The sequence below is a fragment of the Mucilaginibacter pineti genome (assembly GCF_900101875.1).
GTDB lineage: Bacteria > Bacteroidota > Bacteroidia > Sphingobacteriales > Sphingobacteriaceae > Mucilaginibacter > Mucilaginibacter pineti.
In genome coordinates, this window is sequence record NZ_FNAI01000005.1 from 151,153 (window position 1) to 169,196 (window position 18,044).

The window sequence follows — 18,044 nt, forward strand, 5'->3', positions numbered from 1 at the left end:
AATCTGTTAACTTTATATTTCGTCAATTACTTGTTTTAGGAATGATTGGTGCGAGAGTTTTAATTTTATATGTTGTTTTTGCAAAGTTTACATAGGTAAAATTTTACGTAAGTTTGCAGCTAAAGGATGTTACATCAGGATGCCGGTAAAAGGAAATCAGTTTAAATCAAATAGTTTTAAGGACGATAATCAACCCCGCCAATCGGGTAAAGCTGAAAAGGAACGGGTTAGTAAAAGGTCGTTGCCTAAGATGCCCAGCTTTGATATGGTGGATGGCAGGGCTGTGAAAATAGCGGGCTTGCTTTCACTGTTATTGTCTATATTTTTCCTGGTGGCATTTACTTCCTATCTGTTCACCTGGCAAGAAGATCAAAGTTATATTTCAAAAACAAATGGTGGCTGGCACAACCTGGCCACAGGTCAAACCATCAAAGAAATTTCAGAAGCAGGAGCCGAATTAAAAGCCCAAAACTCGATGGGTAAATTTGGCGCATTGCTAAGCAACCAGTTCATTTATGAGTGGTTTGGCGTAGCATCGTTCATATTTATATTCATATTTTTTGTGATTGGTTATCGCCTGTTGTTTAAAGTAAAACTATTTTCAATAGCCAAAACCCTTGGTTATTCATTTTTCGGGATTGTTTTTTTATCCATAGGCATTGGCTATGTCCATGCCTTTATTATTGATTATCCGCATTATTTAGAAGGCGGTTTTGGGTATTGGGGCAATAAACTGCTTGATGCACAGATCGGGCCGGCGGGCACGGCAGGTGTATTGGTATTTGCAGCATTAGCTGTATTGGTGATAGCCTACAATATCGATTTTAAAATCCCTAAACGTAATAAAACAACAGTGGCGGAGGTTTCGGTTGATGAAGTTGTACCCGAGCCTGTTGAATTACTGGATGAAGAGATATCGCTTCCTGTTGAATGGCCGCGGGGCAACCGCGTAAAGAATAACCTGGCCGCACAGCAGGAAAACTTTGTAAAACCCGAGCCGCTTAAACAGCAGCCGTTGATACAAACCCCAATTTACCATGAGCCGGTAGTTTTAACGCCGGATAACACCGCGCGTCACGAGCCCGAAGAGGAGGATGAAATTCCGCTTACTATTGACGTGAACCGCCCGCTGCCTGAGTTAAGCGTTGAAAAGGCCGATGATATTAAGGCGAAGGAACTGGTAAATCAGTTTGGTATTTATGACCATAGGCTCGATCTGGCGAATTATAAATTCCCGCACTTGGATCTGTTGGAAAACCACGGCTCAAACAAGATCTCCGTTAACGCCGAAGAACTGGAAGCCAACAAAAACAAGATAGTTGAAACGCTGAACCATTATAATATCGAGATCGATAAGATAAAAGCCACCATTGGCCCAACGGTTACGCTGTACGAAATTATACCGGCCCCGGGTGTGCGTATCTCCAAGATAAAAAACCTCGAAGATGATATTGCACTTAGTCTGGCCGCTTTAGGGATCCGTATCATTGCGCCAATGCCCGGGAAGGGTACCATCGGTATAGAAGTACCAAATCAAAACCCGGAAATGGTTTCGATGCGTTCTATCTTATCGACAGAAAAATTCCAGAACACCACCATGGATCTGCCTATTGCTTTAGGTAAAACCATATCTAACGAGGTGTTCATTGCCGATTTGGCCAAGATGCCCCACTTACTGGTGGCGGGTGCTACAGGTCAGGGTAAATCCGTTGGTATTAATGCCATATTGGTTTCTTTGCTTTACAAAAAACACCCTGCTGAGCTTAAATTTGTACTGGTAGATCCTAAAAAGGTAGAGCTTACCCTGTTCCGCAAAATAGAAAGGCACTTTTTAGCCAAACTGCCCGATGATGGGGACGCTATTATCACCGATACCAAAAAAGTGGTCAATACGCTTAACTCTCTTTGTATTGAAATGGACCAACGATATGACCTCCTTAAAGACGCACAGGTGCGTAACCTTAAAGAATATAATGCCAAATTTGTTAACCGTAAAATAAGCGACCCTGAAAAACACCGTTACCTGCCATTCATCGTGCTGGTAATTGATGAATTTGCCGATTTAATGATGACCGCAGGTAAAGAGGTAGAGGTACCGATTGCCCGTATTGCCCAACTGGCCCGTGCAGTGGGTATCCACCTGGTTATCGCAACGCAAAGGCCATCTGTTAATATTATTACGGGTACAATTAAGGCCAACTTCCCATCGAGGCTGGCGTTTAGGGTGCTCTCCAAAATTGATTCACGTACCATATTAGATGCCGGTGGTGCAGATCAATTGATCGGTCGCGGGGATATGCTGTTCTCTACCGGCAGCGACCTGATACGCTTACAATGCGCGTTTGTAGATACACCTGAGGTAGAAGCTATATCTGATTTTATAGGCGGGCAAAAAGGCTATCCATCGGCCCTGCTCCTGCCAGAATACGTTGGCGAAGGCGAAACCAGCAGCGCCAAGGATTATGACCCTGATGACCGCGACCCAATGTTTGAAGATGCCGCCCGTTTAATTGTACTGCATCAGCAGGGATCTACTTCACTTATTCAACGTAAAATGAAACTTGGCTACAACCGTGCCGGCAGGATCATTGACCAGTTGGAAGCCGCCGGTATTGTTGGTTCGTTTGAAGGCAGCAAAGCCCGTGACGTACTTTACCCTGATGAGTATAGCTTGGAACGCTACCTGGAAACCCTTCAAAAACCCAAAGATTAAACCTATTATTATTTAATTGCTCTAACCAATAACTATTGATGATTATAGTTGTTGATGAAAAAAACACTAATGAAAAAGATATTATTATATACCGTTCTTACTTTAAGTTCATACACCGCTGCTTTTGCTCAAAAAGATGCGCAGGCAAAAGCTATACTGAGCCAGGTGAGCCAGAAATACAAATCGTACGATGCTATTAAAACCGACTTTAGCTTTACGCTTGATAATCCGCAGGCGGGCGTTAAAGAAACCCAAACAGGCACTTTAATTTCTAAAGCTAAAGCAGGCAAATACAAGGTTACGCTATACAGTTCAGCCGCAGCCAAAGATGTAGACAAGGAAATTATAAGCGATGGTAAAACCCAGTGGACCTACCTTAAAAAGGATAAGGAAGTACAAGTAGGCGATGCTGCCAAGGGTGGAGAAGGCATTAATAACCCCTCACAAATTTTCACCATTTACGAACACGGTTACAAATACCTGTACACCGGCGAACAGAAAATTGCCGGCAAAGCATACCAGGTGATTGACCTTACCCCCGAAGATGCCAAACAAAACATTTTCAAGGTTCGTTTACTGGTAGACAAGGTAAAAAAACAGATCTATAGCGCTTTGTTGTTTGATAAAAACGGCAATAAATACAACTACACTGTTAAAAGCTTTACACCAAATGCGCCAGTAACCGATAACGTTTTTGCCTGGGATGCCAAGGGCCACCCGGGAGTTGAAGTTGTTGATCTGCGGTAAATACCGATGATATTCAATAAAAAAGGCGATGAATAAACTCATCGCCTTTTTTGTTCTTAAACCCCTCCATCGCTCGGCTCCTGCCGAGTGACTACTATCTAACGGCCTCCGGCCGTGATAAAGCAGATCCGTAAGCCGGCCGGAGGCTGCCTAATAACCGTCACTCGGCAGAAGCCGAGCGACTGCGCATCAAACAAATAGTCTATCATCTACTAATACTTCTTATCCATTAACCACGCTGCCAGGTCCTTATTATAATTAAAATACGATGCCGGCGGTAGTTTTACGGCATTCAGGATGATGAGCGGCACCTTTATTTCATAAACTGAACCATGACTGCGGTAAGTTGCAGGAAGGTCTTCCTCTGGTTGACTTTCCAAGTCGCCAAAAACTGTTGTGGAATCACCAAGTACTACCAGATCGCCGATGCGGGTTACGGGCAGATGATATTTTTTAGCGGCCCCGGCACGGGTAAGTATGGTTTCTATTCCTTTTATTTTAGATAAGGCGCTTTTAACCTGCTGCACGTCTTTTGCGCTGTTGAGATAAACATAAGCCGCGCCGCCAAACCCACGGTGATGTTTCAGGTATTTATCTTTCTCGGGGCTTAACGCCAGCTTAATATTTACGTTTTGAAGCAGTAAGGCTTTTTGGATATCCACACAACGGCTTTTATGGTTCACATCATGATCTGCAGTAATGAGTATCGTGGCATCAGGGGCGGCTTCGCTGATCTGGTGGATATAATTATCAATATTGGCCAGGTGATTTATAGAATTACTATCCGTTGGCGCCCAGGTGTGCATAGGATAATCGGTAGTGTGAATATACAGGCAGCGGATATCTTCCCGGTTTTTCAGCAAATAAATACCGGCCTGCATCGACCAATAATTTACCTCAGCACTGTAAATACTTGCCGGCTTGCCTATCTTACTTATCCAGGCACTGTCGGCAGTTTCGGGAGAAAGCACCAGGTCTGTACCTTCGGGCAACAGGGTTGTACTTTTCTTTTTGCTGGATACCAGTGCCGATTTAATATTATAAGCTTTTAACTTTTGAAAAATTGTCGGCGCAAGTACCAGGTGTTTATCCTCCATATACTCTTCTTCGCCCTTATCATTCAAAAAGAAATTGCCACTAATACCGTTCACCTCGGGGAAGGTACCGGTACATATGGAAGTATTATTAGCGTTGGTAACAGTTGGCATCAGCGCGTTAACCTGTTTAAAAAAGCCTTTGGCAATCATAGCTTTCAAATATGGCATAGGGGCGTCCTTAAAATAACTCATCCCAAATCCATCCATCATAATAATTACCACCCGCTTGCCATGGTTAAACTGCGCGGCTTGATCTTGTGCGTAATTAAGCTCCGAAAACAATAAAAGAACTGCTGTTACCAAACAGCGAACCGAATATCTCATGACAATTTTTTCACCGAAATTATCGATGAATAACTTAGCGAAAGGTGTCGGAATAAGAATTTAACAGAATGATAACCTCAACCTAACATAGCACTATTGGTCCTCAAGTTCATTGATCTTCGATAAAATGACCGCTATCCTTTCCGCTACAGTAGTATCGCCTTCAATTATTAAAACAGGTGTTGTAAGATTTTTGATCCAGGCTTGGTGGACTTGCAAGCTACGACCGGCGTGTAAATTCTCGTCGTAATTTGCCGCCCATTGTAAAAACTTTTCTGTTGTAATTTTGCGTTCGGGATCGGTGAATATCACATCGCCGTAACGTTCAAGCTCACGTTTCCGGAGCCTTTCTAATCTAATAGCAGGAGGAATGTATAAAAATACCGACAGGTCAAAATCCCAGTTATTGTCCCAGCTTACAACCGAGCCACCCAGGATCCAGTTATCGTGCTGCGCTGTTTGCTGATTGATCAGTTGATTGCGTTCTTCGGGTGGACGCCTGGTGGTAAAAGGCGGATTGGTGGTTATCCAAAAAAACTCGTCGCTATCAAAATAGGGGTAATTGAGTTTTTTACCCAAGGCATTGCCCAACGTTGTTACTCCGGAGCCGGATGCTCCAAAAATATGTATACGCATGGTGATAAGAATTTACTGACGATCTTCTTCTATGTAGAGATGCAATATCTTGCATCTCTCGCTATATCAGATTTATTATTTAAGGTATGACTTATTTGTCCTCTGTCTTCGGAACTCTTTTATCGGGCATGGGGCCTCTTTGGTGAATAATTAAGCCATTGAGGAAATTCCGCAGGATCTGGTCGCCGCATGGCTTAAAATTAGGGTGATCATCGGCACGGAAAATTGCACCAAGTTCGGTTTTGGTGATGCGGAAATTAACCAGTTCCAATACTTTTATAATATCATCGTCGGTAAATTTCATAGCTACCCGCAGCTTTTTCATGATATCATTATTGCTCATGCTCTTGGTATTTAATTATATGGAAATATCTATTTTAACTTTTTTGTTCTTGATCTTTTCGCCTTTTATCAACTGCACCGCTCGCTCAATACGATTACGTTTTACAGCGGCATAAGACGAATGGTCAAGCACCTCAATTAGTCCTACATCTTCTTTGGCCAGTTCGCCCTTTTTAAGCAGTAAGCCCACTATATCAATCTTATTTACTTTATCTTTTTTACCGGCGGCAATGTATAAGGTAGCCCAGGGCGATATTGGCGGGAGCTTGGGATTTTCGGGCAATTCTTCAACCTCCGGTATTTCCTTTAGATAAGTCGGTTTTTCATCGGGTGTTAGCATCAGATACGATGTGCCTTTGGCGTGCATCCTGGCCGTACGGCCATTTCGATGAACGTAGGGCTCTTCATTATGTGGCAACTGATAATGTACCACGTGCTCAATCTCCGGGATATCCAACCCGCGGGATGCCAGATCAGTAGTGATCAGCAAACGGTGACTGCCATTTCTGAATTTTAGTAAAGCCCGTTCCCTATCGTCCTGCTCCATACCGCCATGGAAAATATCGTGCGGTAAGCCACGATCATACAGCAGATCGCTGATACGGTCAACGGCTTCGCGATGGTTACAGAAAACGAGGGTGGCTTTATCGCCTATTTTGCAGATAAGGGCAAACAGCGCATCCAGTTTATCGGCGGCTTCGGCTATTACAGCTTTCTGTTTGATATCGGGTTTGCTTACGGCATTGGTAAGGTAATCAAGCTGGGTTGGTCTTACTATACCCGTAAACGAAGGAATCTCCTGCATTTTAGTGGCCGATGTAAGTATCCTCTTCCTGATAGCCGGCATCTGTTTAATAATAAACGTCATATCTTCCTGAAAGCCAAATTCCAGGGCTTTATCAAACTCATCCAGTATAAGTGTGGTTATGGTATCCGTAGTAAAACTATGCCTGCGCAAATGATGCGCAATGCGGCCAGGGGTACCTATCAATACAGCAGGTGGTTGCGACAGGTTGTTCCGCTCTATTTTCACATCATGACCACCGTAACAACAGTTCACCTTAAAACCGCTGCCGATAGTTCTGAAAACCTGTTCTATTTGCAAAGCCAACTCGCGCGATGGCACCATGATAAGCGCCTGCACTGTCGAAATCTCCGGATTTAACAGTTCAAGCAGAGGCAGTAAGAAGCCAAGCGTCTTACCCGAGCCGGTTGGCGAAAGCAGTATTACATCGCTTTTTTTGGCGGCGCTAATAGCAGCCTGCTGCATTTCGTTAAGGGCGGTTATTTTTAGGTTTTCGAGCGCTTGCTTTATCATTGTGGGGCAAAGATAAGGTAAAAAGACTCATCCCGACCCTCTATGTTATTAAGTTACGAAAAAGGGAAATATCGATTGATCAGGCTTTACTCAATCCTGTTCTCATCCAGCTTGCGGTCTTCGGGATTGGGTTCACGGTAGTTTTTAATAAAAAGGGCTATTTCTTCGGCCTGAGGATGAGTAAGGTCGCCCATACCGCTGTACTCCCACTCATTCATATTATCGTCAAAAACAATATCGCCCAAACCAACTACACCCTCACTCAGTTGAAATACGCCCGTTGAGTACATATTACCGCCAGGAATAGTTTGATTGATGGGCTTAATGGTGATGGCTCGATCACCCTCTGGCGTATATAAGTTATATTCTGCCGACTTTATCATAACGCAATTATTTGCATTATCTACAATTATACAACCATTTTGTTTTACCAGCCCATCAACTGCATAACCCGGTTAAACTCGGGCTGCAAGGTGGCATTAATTGTAATAGCCTCGCCAGTAACGGGATGTGTGAACGACAGGTGCGAGGCGTGCAGCAACATGGTATTCATTTCCCATTTTTCGGTAAACAACTTGTTCTGTTTATTACAACCATGTGTACGATCGCCAATAATAGGATGAAAAACATGGGCAAAATGCTTGCGTAGCTGGTGCATGCGCCCGGTAGTTGGCACAGCCTCTACCAGGGAATATCTTGAAGTTGAATGCCCGCCGAACGGCACATCAAGTTCGGCCCGTTTCAGGGTGGTATAACTGGTAAACGCGTCTTGCAGGGTACCGTTCTCTTTTCTCAACGGGTAATCGATATCCGCGCTATCCGGTGTATGACCGCGAACAATGGCCAGGTATTTTTTATGCACTTGGTTTTCCATAAATTGCTGTTGCATAGCAATTTCAACAGGCTTGTTCAAACCAAACAGCAGGATGCCGCCGGTTTTCCTGTCGATACGGTGAACAGGATTTACCTTTTGGCCTATCTGGTCGCGAAGGATTTGCAATGCAAATTCCGAAGCATCCGCCGCTATAGGCGACCGGTGTACCAACAAACCATGCGGCTTGTTGATAGCTATAAGATGCTCATCGCGGTAAAGGATCTCTAACATCGGCACAAATTACAAACCGCGAGGTTATTGCGGATCAAACAACCTATACTGCCTTCCTTTTTTGGTTCCATTGCTCCTGCTCTTCTTTTGATAAAAATGTCCAGGCCATGATGCGGCTTACCTTTTGGCCTTGCGACATATTGATGGTTTGCACATCCTTTGCACCAGCCTTTTGCAAGGCATTATATAAACCGCGCAGATTTTCTTTTTTAGATACCAGCGTGGTAAACCAAAGGCATTGTTTAGCAAAGCGCAAGCTTTGAGTAGCCATCAACTTTAAAAAATTAAGCTCGCCACCCGGGAACCATAGCTCTGTATTTTGGCCACCGAAGTTTAGTACCGGATCTACAACTGTTTTTACACCCAGGTTATCCCATTTACGGCGCGAACCTTCTGTAGCCTCCTTTACCGAAGCATGAAAAGGCGGGTTACACATGGTGATATCAAACTGCTCACCTGGCTTTATAATGCCCGAAAAAATATCTGTCTTGAATTTTTGCAAGCGAAATTCAATGGCATTTTTGAGGTTGCTATTATTGCTTACAATATGCTGGGCCGATTCAATGGCGGCGGCATCAATATCGGTACCAACAAAACTCCAGCCGTATTCGCGGTTCCCAATAATAGGGTAAATACAATTAGCTCCTACGCCAATATCCAGCACCGATACCTTTTTACCCTTTGGCACAATGTTATCATTAACCGATGCCAGGATATCGGCAACGTAATGAATGTAATCTGCCCGGCCCGGAATAGGGGGACACAGATAATCGGCCGGAATATCCCAATAGCCAATTTCATAATGAAACTTTAATAAAGCCTTATTCAGCATTTTTACTGCTTCCGGATCGGCAAAGTTTATGGTTTCATTTTCGTACCTATTTACGGTAACAAATGGGCGCAACTTGGGCATTGCCTTTATAAGCGCCTTAAAATCGTAACCCATGCGGTGCTTGTTACGCGCGTGCATGGTTGCCTTTACTTCGGGTTGGTTTGGGGTTTGTTCTGTCAAAAGACTGTTTGTTAAATACTAATTTATCCTACAATACTACCCAAATCGGCAGGCGAGTAATTGATAGACTTTAATGTTTTATTATCAGCAGTGCGGTACACCAGGTACAGCCCGTCAATTTCTTTATAGTGCGATTCAACGTTTGCTGTATTACGGTAATGTTCAATAGTTTGATTAGCTTCTTCAACAGTTTTGCAAGCCTTGCTCATGTTTGAGCGATGTACCTCATCAAACAATTCCTTAAATTTTTGGCCCAGGCCAAACTCCAATACTGCGCCCGATAGTACATATTGCAGATCGCAAAGGGCATCGGCAATTTCAATAAGGTTGTTATCATTAACAGCCTGTTGCAGTTCTTTCAGTTCTTCGCTAAGCAATTCAATACGCAATTGAGCGCGTTCTTTTGAGGGAATTTGTGGCGCAGCTATTATTGGATGTTTAAAAGTGGTATGAAATTCTGCAACCTGGTTCAGTGAATTTAAATCTTTAATCATGGTAATTTAAAGGCTGTATAATTAAGCGCTGCAAAGTTACCAATTAACCCAAATGCTTTAACCATTAAATTCACCTAAACTTAATTAATTGATGATATTAACACAACAATTATAAAACTGGCTATCTATTATTTTGTATCGTTAAAAGATAAATTTCTGGTAAGCCACTAAAGATGAATAAAATGCCTTGATAAAAAACTTTATAATCACTTAACATTGGCGTATATTGTTAACATAAACATAATATTAATATCACCTTAAAGTAACCTACCTTTGTAGCGAAATATCCATTTCAATAATTATCGAATCTCTCAACCGTTTACATGAAAAATAATAAAACCAAATCCGCTGCTAAAGAAGCCCGTAAGGCACTTAAAAAACAACTTAACGATAAGCTTACCACGCAATTAAAAACCATTGTAAGCGAATTTACAGCCGATGCCAAAAAGGTTAATAAGGCTGTAGAAAAAGCCGCTAAAAATTTGGCAAAAATACTGGCCGCCAAAATAAGCGACAATAAAGAAGCTATTGCAAAGCCTGCAAAAGAGAAAAAACAGGTGGCCCCCGTTGCAGATAAAGCACCTGCAAAACCCGCTTCTGAGAAAAAGCCGGCCGCTGCTACAACCGCAAAGAAACCTGCAGTTGCGAAAGAAGCAATCGTGGTTGAAAAATAACCACAGTTTTTGAAACTGGTTAAAATGTAAATTGTCTTTTCTCATAAACGGACAATTTACATTGCTAAACTCTGCCACAGTGTTTAGCAGGCACATAGCGTTTGTGACGCCAGCGTATTAAATAATAAGCAAAAACCCATAAACATCAAGGTTGTAAGCGAATATCCTTAGCTTCGCGGTTTTTATATCCTGCTATTTTTATATGGTTAATTTCGAAGCTTTATACATAAATCTGCGCAAGCATCTGCATTATGTTTATTTGCTATATGCCATCCCAATGGTTTATATGGCTGCAACCATAACGCCACCATACCAAAACCCCGATGAACCTAACCACTTTTTAAGAGCGGAACAGATAACCAGGGGTATTATGACGCCTGGTTTTAAATATGATACTGCTAAATTATCCAGGGCCGACTCCTTAGCACGAAATCCATTATTTTCATATCCCGACAGGGGAGGATTTTCTGCCGACAAAGGCATTTTTGAAGCCGAAACCGCATTTACAAAAGCTCAACAAAGTACGGATGCTAAGATTGATCTGGAAAAAGTAAAGGAATGCCAAACAGTTAAATGGGGAACAGGAATCACCTACTTAAACTTTGGCAATACGGCTATTTATCCGCCTTTGGTATATATGATGCCTGCACTGGGTGTGGCAGTTGGTAAACTACTTAATTTAAGTATCCTAAATACATTGTATGTATCAAGGGTACTCAATGGCGCACTCTCCATAGCTATGTGCTTTTTTGCGCTTACCCTCGCTAAACGCAGTAAAGTATTATTGTTTATAGTGCTGCTTTTCCCTATGACGGTTGCACTTTTTGCATCAATAAGTCAGGATCCTTTTCTGATCAGCTGCGCTTTTCTGCTTACAGCCATTATTGATAACGTAGAATTTGACGCAAATAAAAGTTATAGCAAATGGCAGACTTATGCTATCATCATACTAATAAGTATCATTGGCATAGCGAAACCGCCTTATATACTTTTAGGTTTTGTACTGCTGTTTTTAAAATTAAGCCCTAAAATAAAAATAATAAGCATAGTGGTACCTATTGTGGTGCTGGCATCATGGCTTGTAATTAATCATGCGGCATTTACCGTAAAGTTTGCGCCGCCCGAACTTGGCTTTAACCCCAAACTTCAGGTAGCCTATATACTTCAGCATCCGTTTAAATTTATTGGTTTATTCTTTAACTGGAGCTTGCGTGGAGTAAATCTTTATTCGCGCATGTTTGTAGGCGTGCTGGGCTGGCTTGATATGCAGTTCTCCAATTTTTATTACGTTGTTGCTTACGTAACACTTTTTTTCGGGTTGATAGTTAGCTCCGGGCTAAAGGGGTACGACAATTTAAAGGTAAGAATTGCACTCTTCATTGCATTTGTTATGACGTTCGCGGCCGTTTTTACAGCCCAATATGTTACCTGGACAAAACTCGGAGCCACTTCCTTTGACGGAATGCAAGGCCGGTACCTTACCCCCGCATATCCATTTCTGGCGCTGGCATTAAGTAGTTCGGTAATATTTAAAAAAATGCAACGGTTAAAAAGTATTCTTTTTATAGTGATATTAACCTTCCCCATATTCACTGCCCTTAATATGGTAGATGGGTATATAAAACGCTATTATTTAAGATAAGTAATAAGACTATTTACCTGCTGCCCAAAATATGGCGTTACTAAAAATCCGCGCCCATGCATTATTATTAAACAGGTTTGGCGAGTGCCCCATGAAAATATAAATATTACGGGCTTTAACGTGCTCATTGGTCCATATCACCGGGTGATCGCCCATTTTGATATTACCTTGTGGGTTGTAGGTTGATTCATCAACACTGGCAATCACGCGCACATTGGCCCGGGGGCTTTTATCATACGTATACCACTCCTCTTGCTGAATAGTAAATGACGCCGGCACGCCCTTCATCACCGGGTGCTGCTTATCCTCTATGTTAACCTGTCCTTTTGCAAACGAGGCTATGTAATCTTTATAAGTAATACCACCCATAAAACCTGAGAACCATTGCCATTCATGAAAGCCATCAAATTCGCCCAATAGCGTGGCATGATGAAAACCTATCCATCCGCCCCGGCCTTCGTCAATATACTTTTCAAATGCTTTCATGGCTCTGCTTGTCCAGCCATAGGGCACATAATCGAGCTGTAAAAACAGCTGGTAATGGCTTAAAAAAGAACTATCTATTTTATCAGTGTTTTGGATATAGTCAATAGTAAAACCTTTTTTAAGCGCAAGCTTATCCAGCCATATTTTTGCCCGTTTAGAAAATTCAATGTGGTGCCCGCCGTTTTCATAAAGTGCAAGCATTTTAAAATGCCGGGACTGGGCTTTAAGATTAAAGCAGGTTAAAAATATCATGCAAATAAGCAGCAGTATTTTTCTGCTACAGGTTATATGCCTCATAATTAGTAAATAATGAGCCTAATATACAAAGGAAAGAAGAAGTTTTTTAACACTTAGTGTTTTGCCACCGTAGCAGATGTGGCCTGTATGAGTTTTTCTTTTGATTGATCTATCAATACGGCTATATCGTTACGATTAGGGTTATCGTTCAATACTTTCTCCAGATCAACAACCGATGCTTTCAGCGCATTTACACCACGAACTTTATCATAGAAATGGGTGTTCGATTGTAGTTTGAACATGCCATATTCGCGGTATGCTATACCCCTGTTTTGGTAGTATTTGCTATCGTTGGGGTCACTGTTTATTGATATAGCTTTTGTAAAATCAACAATAGCCCCCAATAGGTAAAGCTCCTTATCAGCAGGTGTAGCCTGGTTATCTTTGCCCAAATAGCTTTTAGCGCGTGCGCGATAATAGTATGCCATAGCATCCGCAGGTTTTATGGCAATTACTTTTGTGTAAGCGGTTATTGATTTTTTGTAGTTATCGCTATGGTAATAAGAATACCCCAGCATCCACAAGGCATTGGCATTGGTAGAATCGGTTATGCAGGCTTTCTCCAGATGTGCTACTGCTGATCTGAAATCGCCATCCATAACGGCCTGTTGCCCAAGTTTAAAATAGGCATTTTGGGCCAGCACCGGTTCTACGGCCGACATAATCAATAAGGATATGATGATCGAAAACCTCATGCAGGGATTAATGATGAACAAAATAGTACTACAATAACTAACATTGTATCAAAATATTATGCCATTTTAATCTTTTATTAAAAAATATTTAACCAGCACCTATATCTACAAAGCGATACTATGACTTTTTTTCATCTTTATCAACAAATTTTATTTATTTCACAAACAAGCCGTAAATTTGTAATTACCAAGCAATCAAATCATTATGCCATCAAATTGCTTGTTATCAATTATTAGTATAACTTGGCATAGCTCTTGAAACATACTACGGCACGAGTAATAACAACCATTTTACCCGTATTTAAGCAGCTTTACTATAAAACAGGCTGACAACTTGACGTTTTTTTCTACACATAATATATAGTTAATGAGTTTCGATCCATTTGATTTCAAGAACGCTCTACCGGTTATAAACGAGGATTCGGAGTTCTTCCCCTTAATGTCTACTGAAGATGAGGAGGAAATGAACAACGAACAACTGCCCGAAATACTGTCGATATTGCCGTTGCGTAATACCGTTTTGTTTCCGGGAGTGGTTATTCCAATAACTGTTGGCAGGGATAAATCAATAAAACTGATCCGCGATGCCAATAAAGGCGCCCGTATGATTGGGGTAGTTTCGCAACAGGATGTGGGGATTGAAGACCCTAATTTTTCGCAGTTGAACAAAGTGGGCACCATTGCACTCATCATAAAAATGCTGCAAATGCCCGATGGTAACACTACCGTTATCATCCAGGGTAAAAAACGTTTTGTTTTAAAGGATGAGGTACAAAGCGAACCCTACATAAAGGCCACTGTTGAACCTTTTAAGGAAACCAAGACAAAAGAAGACAAGGAATTTAAGGCGATGGTATCGTCTATAAAGGATATGGCCATGAACATCATCCAGCTATCGCCCAATATACCCAGCGAAGCCGGTATAGCTATCCGCAACATTGAGAGTACTTCATTTTTGATCAACTTTATATCGTCAAATATGAATGCCGATATGACGGCCAAACAACGCCTGCTGGAAGTTACCAACCTGCGCGAGCGTGCCAATCTTGTATTGGAACATTTAACGCTTGACCTGCAGATGCTGGAGCTTAAAAACCAGATCCAAAGCAAAGTACGTGTTGACCTTGATAAACAGCAACGCGATTACTTTTTAAATCAGCAGCTTAAAACTATACAGGAAGAATTAGGCGGTAACTCGCCCGACCTGGAGATAGACAGCCTGCGTCAGCGCGCCGTTAAAAAGAAATGGGCAAAAGAGGTAAAAGACCATTTTGCCAAAGAGCTGGAAAAACTTGCCCGTACCAATCCTGCTGCGGCAGATTACTCGGTACAGATAAATTATTTAGAGCTCCTGCTCGATTTGCCATGGAACGAATTCACAAAAGATAATTTCGATCTTAAACGGGCCCAAAAGGTGTTGGATAAGGATCATTTTGGTTTAGATAAGGTAAAACAACGCATTATTGAATACCTGGCTGTGCTTAAATTAAAGCACGATATGAAAGCCCCTATCCTTTGCTTGGTAGGCCCTCCGGGAGTTGGTAAAACATCATTGGGTAAATCTATTGCCAAGGCTTTAGGTCGTAAGTATGTACGTATGGCCTTGGGCGGGATTCGTGATGAGGCGGAGATCCGTGGGCACCGTAAAACTTATATTGGTGCAATGCCTGGTCGTATTATACAATCAGTTAAAAAAGCCGGCGCTGCCAACCCTGTTTTCATTTTAGATGAGATAGATAAAGTAGGTAATGATTTCCGTGGCGATCCATCTTCGGCATTGTTAGAGGTGCTTGACCCGGAACAGAACAGCACTTTTTATGACCACTATGTGGAGATGGATTTTGACCTGAGCAACGTAATGTTCATAGCCACCGCCAATTCATTAAGCAGCATACAGCCTGCCTTATTAGACAGGATGGAGATCATTGAGGTGAACGGTTATACTATTGAAGAAAAGGTAGAGATAGCCAAACAACACCTGGTACCCAAACAACGCGAGGCACATGGTTTAAAACTGAAAGATGTAACCCTTAAACCGGATGTTATAGAAAAGGTAATTGTTGATTACACCCGTGAATCCGGCGTTCGTGCTTTGGAGAAAAAGATAGGATCGGTAGTGCGCGGCGTTGCCAAAAGCATTGCACTGGAAGAACCTTACAGCCCCATAGTAAACAAAAAAGATGTGGAGCGCATTTTAGGTGCGCCTATATACGATAAAGATTTATACGAAGGAAATGATGTTGCCGGTGTGGTTACAGGCTTGGCCTGGACGTCTGTTGGCGGCGATATCCTGTTCATAGAGGCCAGTTTAAGCCCCGGCAAAGGGCGCTTAACACTTACCGGCAGTCTGGGTGATGTGATGAAGGAATCGGTAACTATTGCGCTTGCTTATTTAAGGGCACATGCGGGTTATTTTAATATAAACCAAAAATTGTTTGATCTGTGGGATGTACATGTGCACGTACCGGCTGGGGCAACCCCTAAGGATGGACCATCGGCAGGTATTACCATGCTTACTGCCTTGGTTTCGGCATTTACACAACGTAAGGTAAAACCTAACCTGGCCATGACTGGCGAGATCACGTTGCGTGGCCGCGTTTTAGCCGTTGGCGGGATAAAAGAAAAGATCCTGGCCGCAAAACGTGCCAACATCCAGGAGATCATCCTGTGTAAATCCAACCAGAAAGATATCCTTGAAATTAAAGAGGATTATATAAAGGATCTCAACTTCCACTACATCACCGATATGCGCGAGGTAATTTCCCTGGCGCTGCTGGACGAAAAAGTAAGCGACCCTCTGGACCTTACCGTTAAAGAGGAAGAGAAAAAAGAATTGAACTAAACAAAAAAGGTGCCTGCGAGGGCACCTTTTTTGTTTATATAAGATCAGTTTAGGTTAATTATTATCAATGTCCGTTAAAACCAAGTCTTTTATACCAGGGACCTAACGGGCCTGTTGTAGTGGCGAATTCACCAACTTCGCCCCAGGCACCGGCATAATCCCTCCATGGTTGGGTGCTTAAATCCTGCACATTATCGGTAATAACCCATTGGTAACCACCGTCGGCAGCGTGGTCGAGGTCAAGAATGGTATGATAATCACCAGGATAATTATAAAACGCGTGTGATCCTGTTGCACTGTAAACAGTTAAGGTTTGCACACCGTTTGCTTCGGTTATAATTAAATTCTCCTTAGCATAATAAGGATCATCGCTATGCTGGCTTAACCACGCGCCGGCAATGCTATTGTTAACAATGCTAAGGGTAACATTTTCCCAATCGCCCTGGTGCGAAAAGCTTATTCCAACCGAAGCCTGGTCATAGCCATAAAATGTCCAGTATTGTCTTTTGCTGCCATCGGCCGTTGAATACTGAAATACGGGTACACGGGTATTAGGGTCGCGGTCGCCAACCAGGTTATCATCGGGCTCCAGGAACACTTCGCCAACACCAAAGCTGTCGCTATCATGAGGCCTTAGGTTTTTTGTAGAGTTAGGGATATAATAGCTGTTAATAATATTTACAGGAATATCATAGTACTCCAAACCATGCGAGTTACCATTTACCCAAAAGTTTTGCGATTTACTCCATCCATCATCAGAAGAGCCTATGTTGTGTTTCCTGAACCGTGATAACCTGATAAAATCATTAGGGTTCATTGGGAAATAGCTTTCTGAAGGGTTAAGCTTTACCACAATCCTGAAACGGCTTGGCGGAACTGTAACCGTGTTATAAGCTATTGTGCCAACCGAATAATAAGTATTTCCATTCTCGTCGCCAGAATGAGAGCGACCAGTAATAACATGGGTTCCGTCTGTTTTAAACCAGTTCCATTTTGATTCTTTATTACTACCCGAGGTTGAATAGTTAATTATGGTGGTTGTCAGGCCATTATACTTCACCACACCGGTTTTATAAGCTGTTTGGCCGTTCTCGTCGCCAGAATGCCTTCTGCCTACAATTACCCTGCCCGCAGAGGCATTATAGGTACCGTTTGATTCCTTGATATTACCCTCCCATCTTTGATCTTCTACCGTGATAACGCCGCCAACCGGATTTCCAGCTGCGTCTATAGCTTTTAATGTGGCGTACTCATAGGCTGTTTTACCGTTTTCGTCGCCAGAATGATAGCGTCCTGTAAGTACGGTATTGTTGCTGCATTCAAACGAGAAACCACTTTCTTTTACCTGACCGGTTTCTGCTCTTACATTCGGAACAATTAAAATCTGGGTTCCGGTAATCCCTTCTGTCTTTAATTTAGACTTGGAAGATGTTGCGACCACGTCGTTTAATTCGGTCGACTTTTTACAGGCAAACGCCAATGTAAAAAGCAAAAACAACGTGAGTTTCTGGATTGTATTTTTTCTACTCATATAAATTATTTAATTTTTACTAAATTATATAAAACATATAAATAAATATTAACCAAAACATTAATTTAATACTTATGGAAGAATTATTA

General features: G+C 42.2%; 16 protein-coding genes. 5 read left to right on the plus strand and 11 right to left on the minus strand.

The window, feature by feature from the left end; all coding sequences use genetic code 11:
- Positions 1–139: 139 nt before the first annotated feature.
- Positions 140–2,713: an FtsK/SpoIIIE family DNA translocase gene (locus BLS59_RS12995; RefSeq protein WP_091149717.1), complete on the plus strand. Its 2,574-nt coding sequence runs from the start codon at positions 140–142 to the stop codon at positions 2,711–2,713.
- Positions 2,714–2,782: 69 nt separating this feature from the next.
- On the plus strand, positions 2,783–3,460 hold the full coding sequence (locus BLS59_RS13000; protein WP_091149918.1) for an outer membrane lipoprotein periplasmic chaperone LolA1: 678 nt from the start codon (positions 2,783–2,785) through the stop codon (positions 3,458–3,460).
- Between the two features lie 212 nt (positions 3,461–3,672).
- Here BLS59_RS13000 and BLS59_RS13005 read toward each other — a convergent pair whose 3' ends face one another.
- The 8 genes from BLS59_RS13005 to BLS59_RS13040 all read right to left on the minus strand — a co-directional run bounded on the left by BLS59_RS13005 (position 3,673) and on the right by BLS59_RS13040 (position 9,788).
- Positions 3,673–4,881 carry an alkaline phosphatase family protein gene (locus tag BLS59_RS13005; RefSeq protein ID WP_091149718.1) on the minus strand — a complete coding sequence of 403 codons (1,209 nt, stop codon included), beginning with the start codon at positions 4,879–4,881 and terminating at the stop codon, positions 3,673–3,675.
- Between the two features lie 93 nt (positions 4,882–4,974).
- Positions 4,975–5,517, minus strand: a complete 543-nt coding sequence (locus BLS59_RS13010) for an AAA family ATPase (protein ID WP_091149719.1) — start codon at positions 5,515–5,517, stop codon at positions 4,975–4,977.
- Between the two features lie 91 nt (positions 5,518–5,608).
- Positions 5,609–5,860 carry a DUF1456 family protein gene (locus BLS59_RS13015; protein ID WP_091149720.1) on the minus strand — a complete coding sequence of 84 codons (252 nt, stop codon included), beginning with the start codon at positions 5,858–5,860 and terminating at the stop codon, positions 5,609–5,611.
- Between the two features lie 15 nt (positions 5,861–5,875).
- Complete coding sequence (locus tag BLS59_RS13020; protein WP_091149721.1) at positions 5,876–7,177, minus strand: DEAD/DEAH box helicase; 1,302 nt, start codon at positions 7,175–7,177, stop codon at positions 5,876–5,878.
- A gap of 86 nt (positions 7,178–7,263) precedes the next feature.
- Positions 7,264–7,560, minus strand: coding sequence for a hypothetical protein (locus tag BLS59_RS13025; protein WP_091149722.1), 297 nt, complete (start codon positions 7,558–7,560; stop codon positions 7,264–7,266).
- Positions 7,561–7,604: 44 nt separating this feature from the next.
- Positions 7,605–8,282 (minus strand): pseudouridine synthase, encoded by a 678-nt coding sequence (locus BLS59_RS13030; protein WP_091149723.1) that lies wholly within the window; start codon positions 8,280–8,282, stop codon positions 7,605–7,607.
- Positions 8,283–8,325: 43 nt separating this feature from the next.
- Entirely contained in the window at positions 8,326–9,294 is a 969-nt protein-coding gene (gene rlmF, locus BLS59_RS13035) for a 23S rRNA (adenine(1618)-N(6))-methyltransferase RlmF (RefSeq protein ID WP_091149724.1), read from the minus strand.
- Between the two features lie 23 nt (positions 9,295–9,317).
- Positions 9,318–9,788 (minus strand): pyrophosphohydrolase domain-containing protein, encoded by a 471-nt coding sequence (locus BLS59_RS13040; RefSeq protein ID WP_240315229.1) that lies wholly within the window; start codon positions 9,786–9,788, stop codon positions 9,318–9,320.
- Positions 9,789–10,111: 323 nt separating this feature from the next.
- Between BLS59_RS13040 and BLS59_RS13045 the strand changes: the two genes are divergently transcribed.
- Both BLS59_RS13045 and BLS59_RS13050 read left to right on the plus strand, forming a co-directional pair.
- The gene (locus BLS59_RS13045; protein WP_091149725.1) at positions 10,112–10,462 is read left to right on the plus strand and encodes a hypothetical protein; all 351 of its coding nucleotides are present in this window, start codon (positions 10,112–10,114) and stop codon (positions 10,460–10,462) included.
- A 202-nt stretch (positions 10,463–10,664) separates the two neighbouring features.
- Positions 10,665–12,104, plus strand: coding sequence for a DUF2142 domain-containing protein (locus tag BLS59_RS13050; RefSeq protein WP_091149726.1), 1,440 nt, complete (start codon positions 10,665–10,667; stop codon positions 12,102–12,104).
- A gap of 9 nt (positions 12,105–12,113) precedes the next feature.
- Here BLS59_RS13050 and BLS59_RS13055 read toward each other — a convergent pair whose 3' ends face one another.
- Together BLS59_RS13055 and BLS59_RS13060 are read right to left on the minus strand one after the other, a co-directional pair.
- The gene (locus BLS59_RS13055; RefSeq protein ID WP_205411260.1) at positions 12,114–12,887 is read right to left on the minus strand and encodes a ThuA domain-containing protein; all 774 of its coding nucleotides are present in this window, start codon (positions 12,885–12,887) and stop codon (positions 12,114–12,116) included.
- A gap of 53 nt (positions 12,888–12,940) precedes the next feature.
- The gene (locus BLS59_RS13060; RefSeq protein ID WP_162842624.1) at positions 12,941–13,549 is read right to left on the minus strand and encodes a tetratricopeptide repeat protein; all 609 of its coding nucleotides are present in this window, start codon (positions 13,547–13,549) and stop codon (positions 12,941–12,943) included.
- A 400-nt stretch (positions 13,550–13,949) separates the two neighbouring features.
- On the opposite strand from BLS59_RS13060, the gene lon reads away from it, so the two are divergent.
- On the plus strand, positions 13,950–16,424 hold the full coding sequence (gene lon / locus BLS59_RS13065) for an endopeptidase La (RefSeq protein ID WP_091149728.1): 2,475 nt from the start codon (positions 13,950–13,952) through the stop codon (positions 16,422–16,424).
- Between the two features lie 64 nt (positions 16,425–16,488).
- Here lon and BLS59_RS13070 read toward each other — a convergent pair whose 3' ends face one another.
- Positions 16,489–17,955 carry a Vps62-related protein gene (locus tag BLS59_RS13070; RefSeq protein WP_091149729.1) on the minus strand — a complete coding sequence of 489 codons (1,467 nt, stop codon included), beginning with the start codon at positions 17,953–17,955 and terminating at the stop codon, positions 16,489–16,491.
- Positions 17,956–18,044 lie beyond the last annotated feature (89 nt).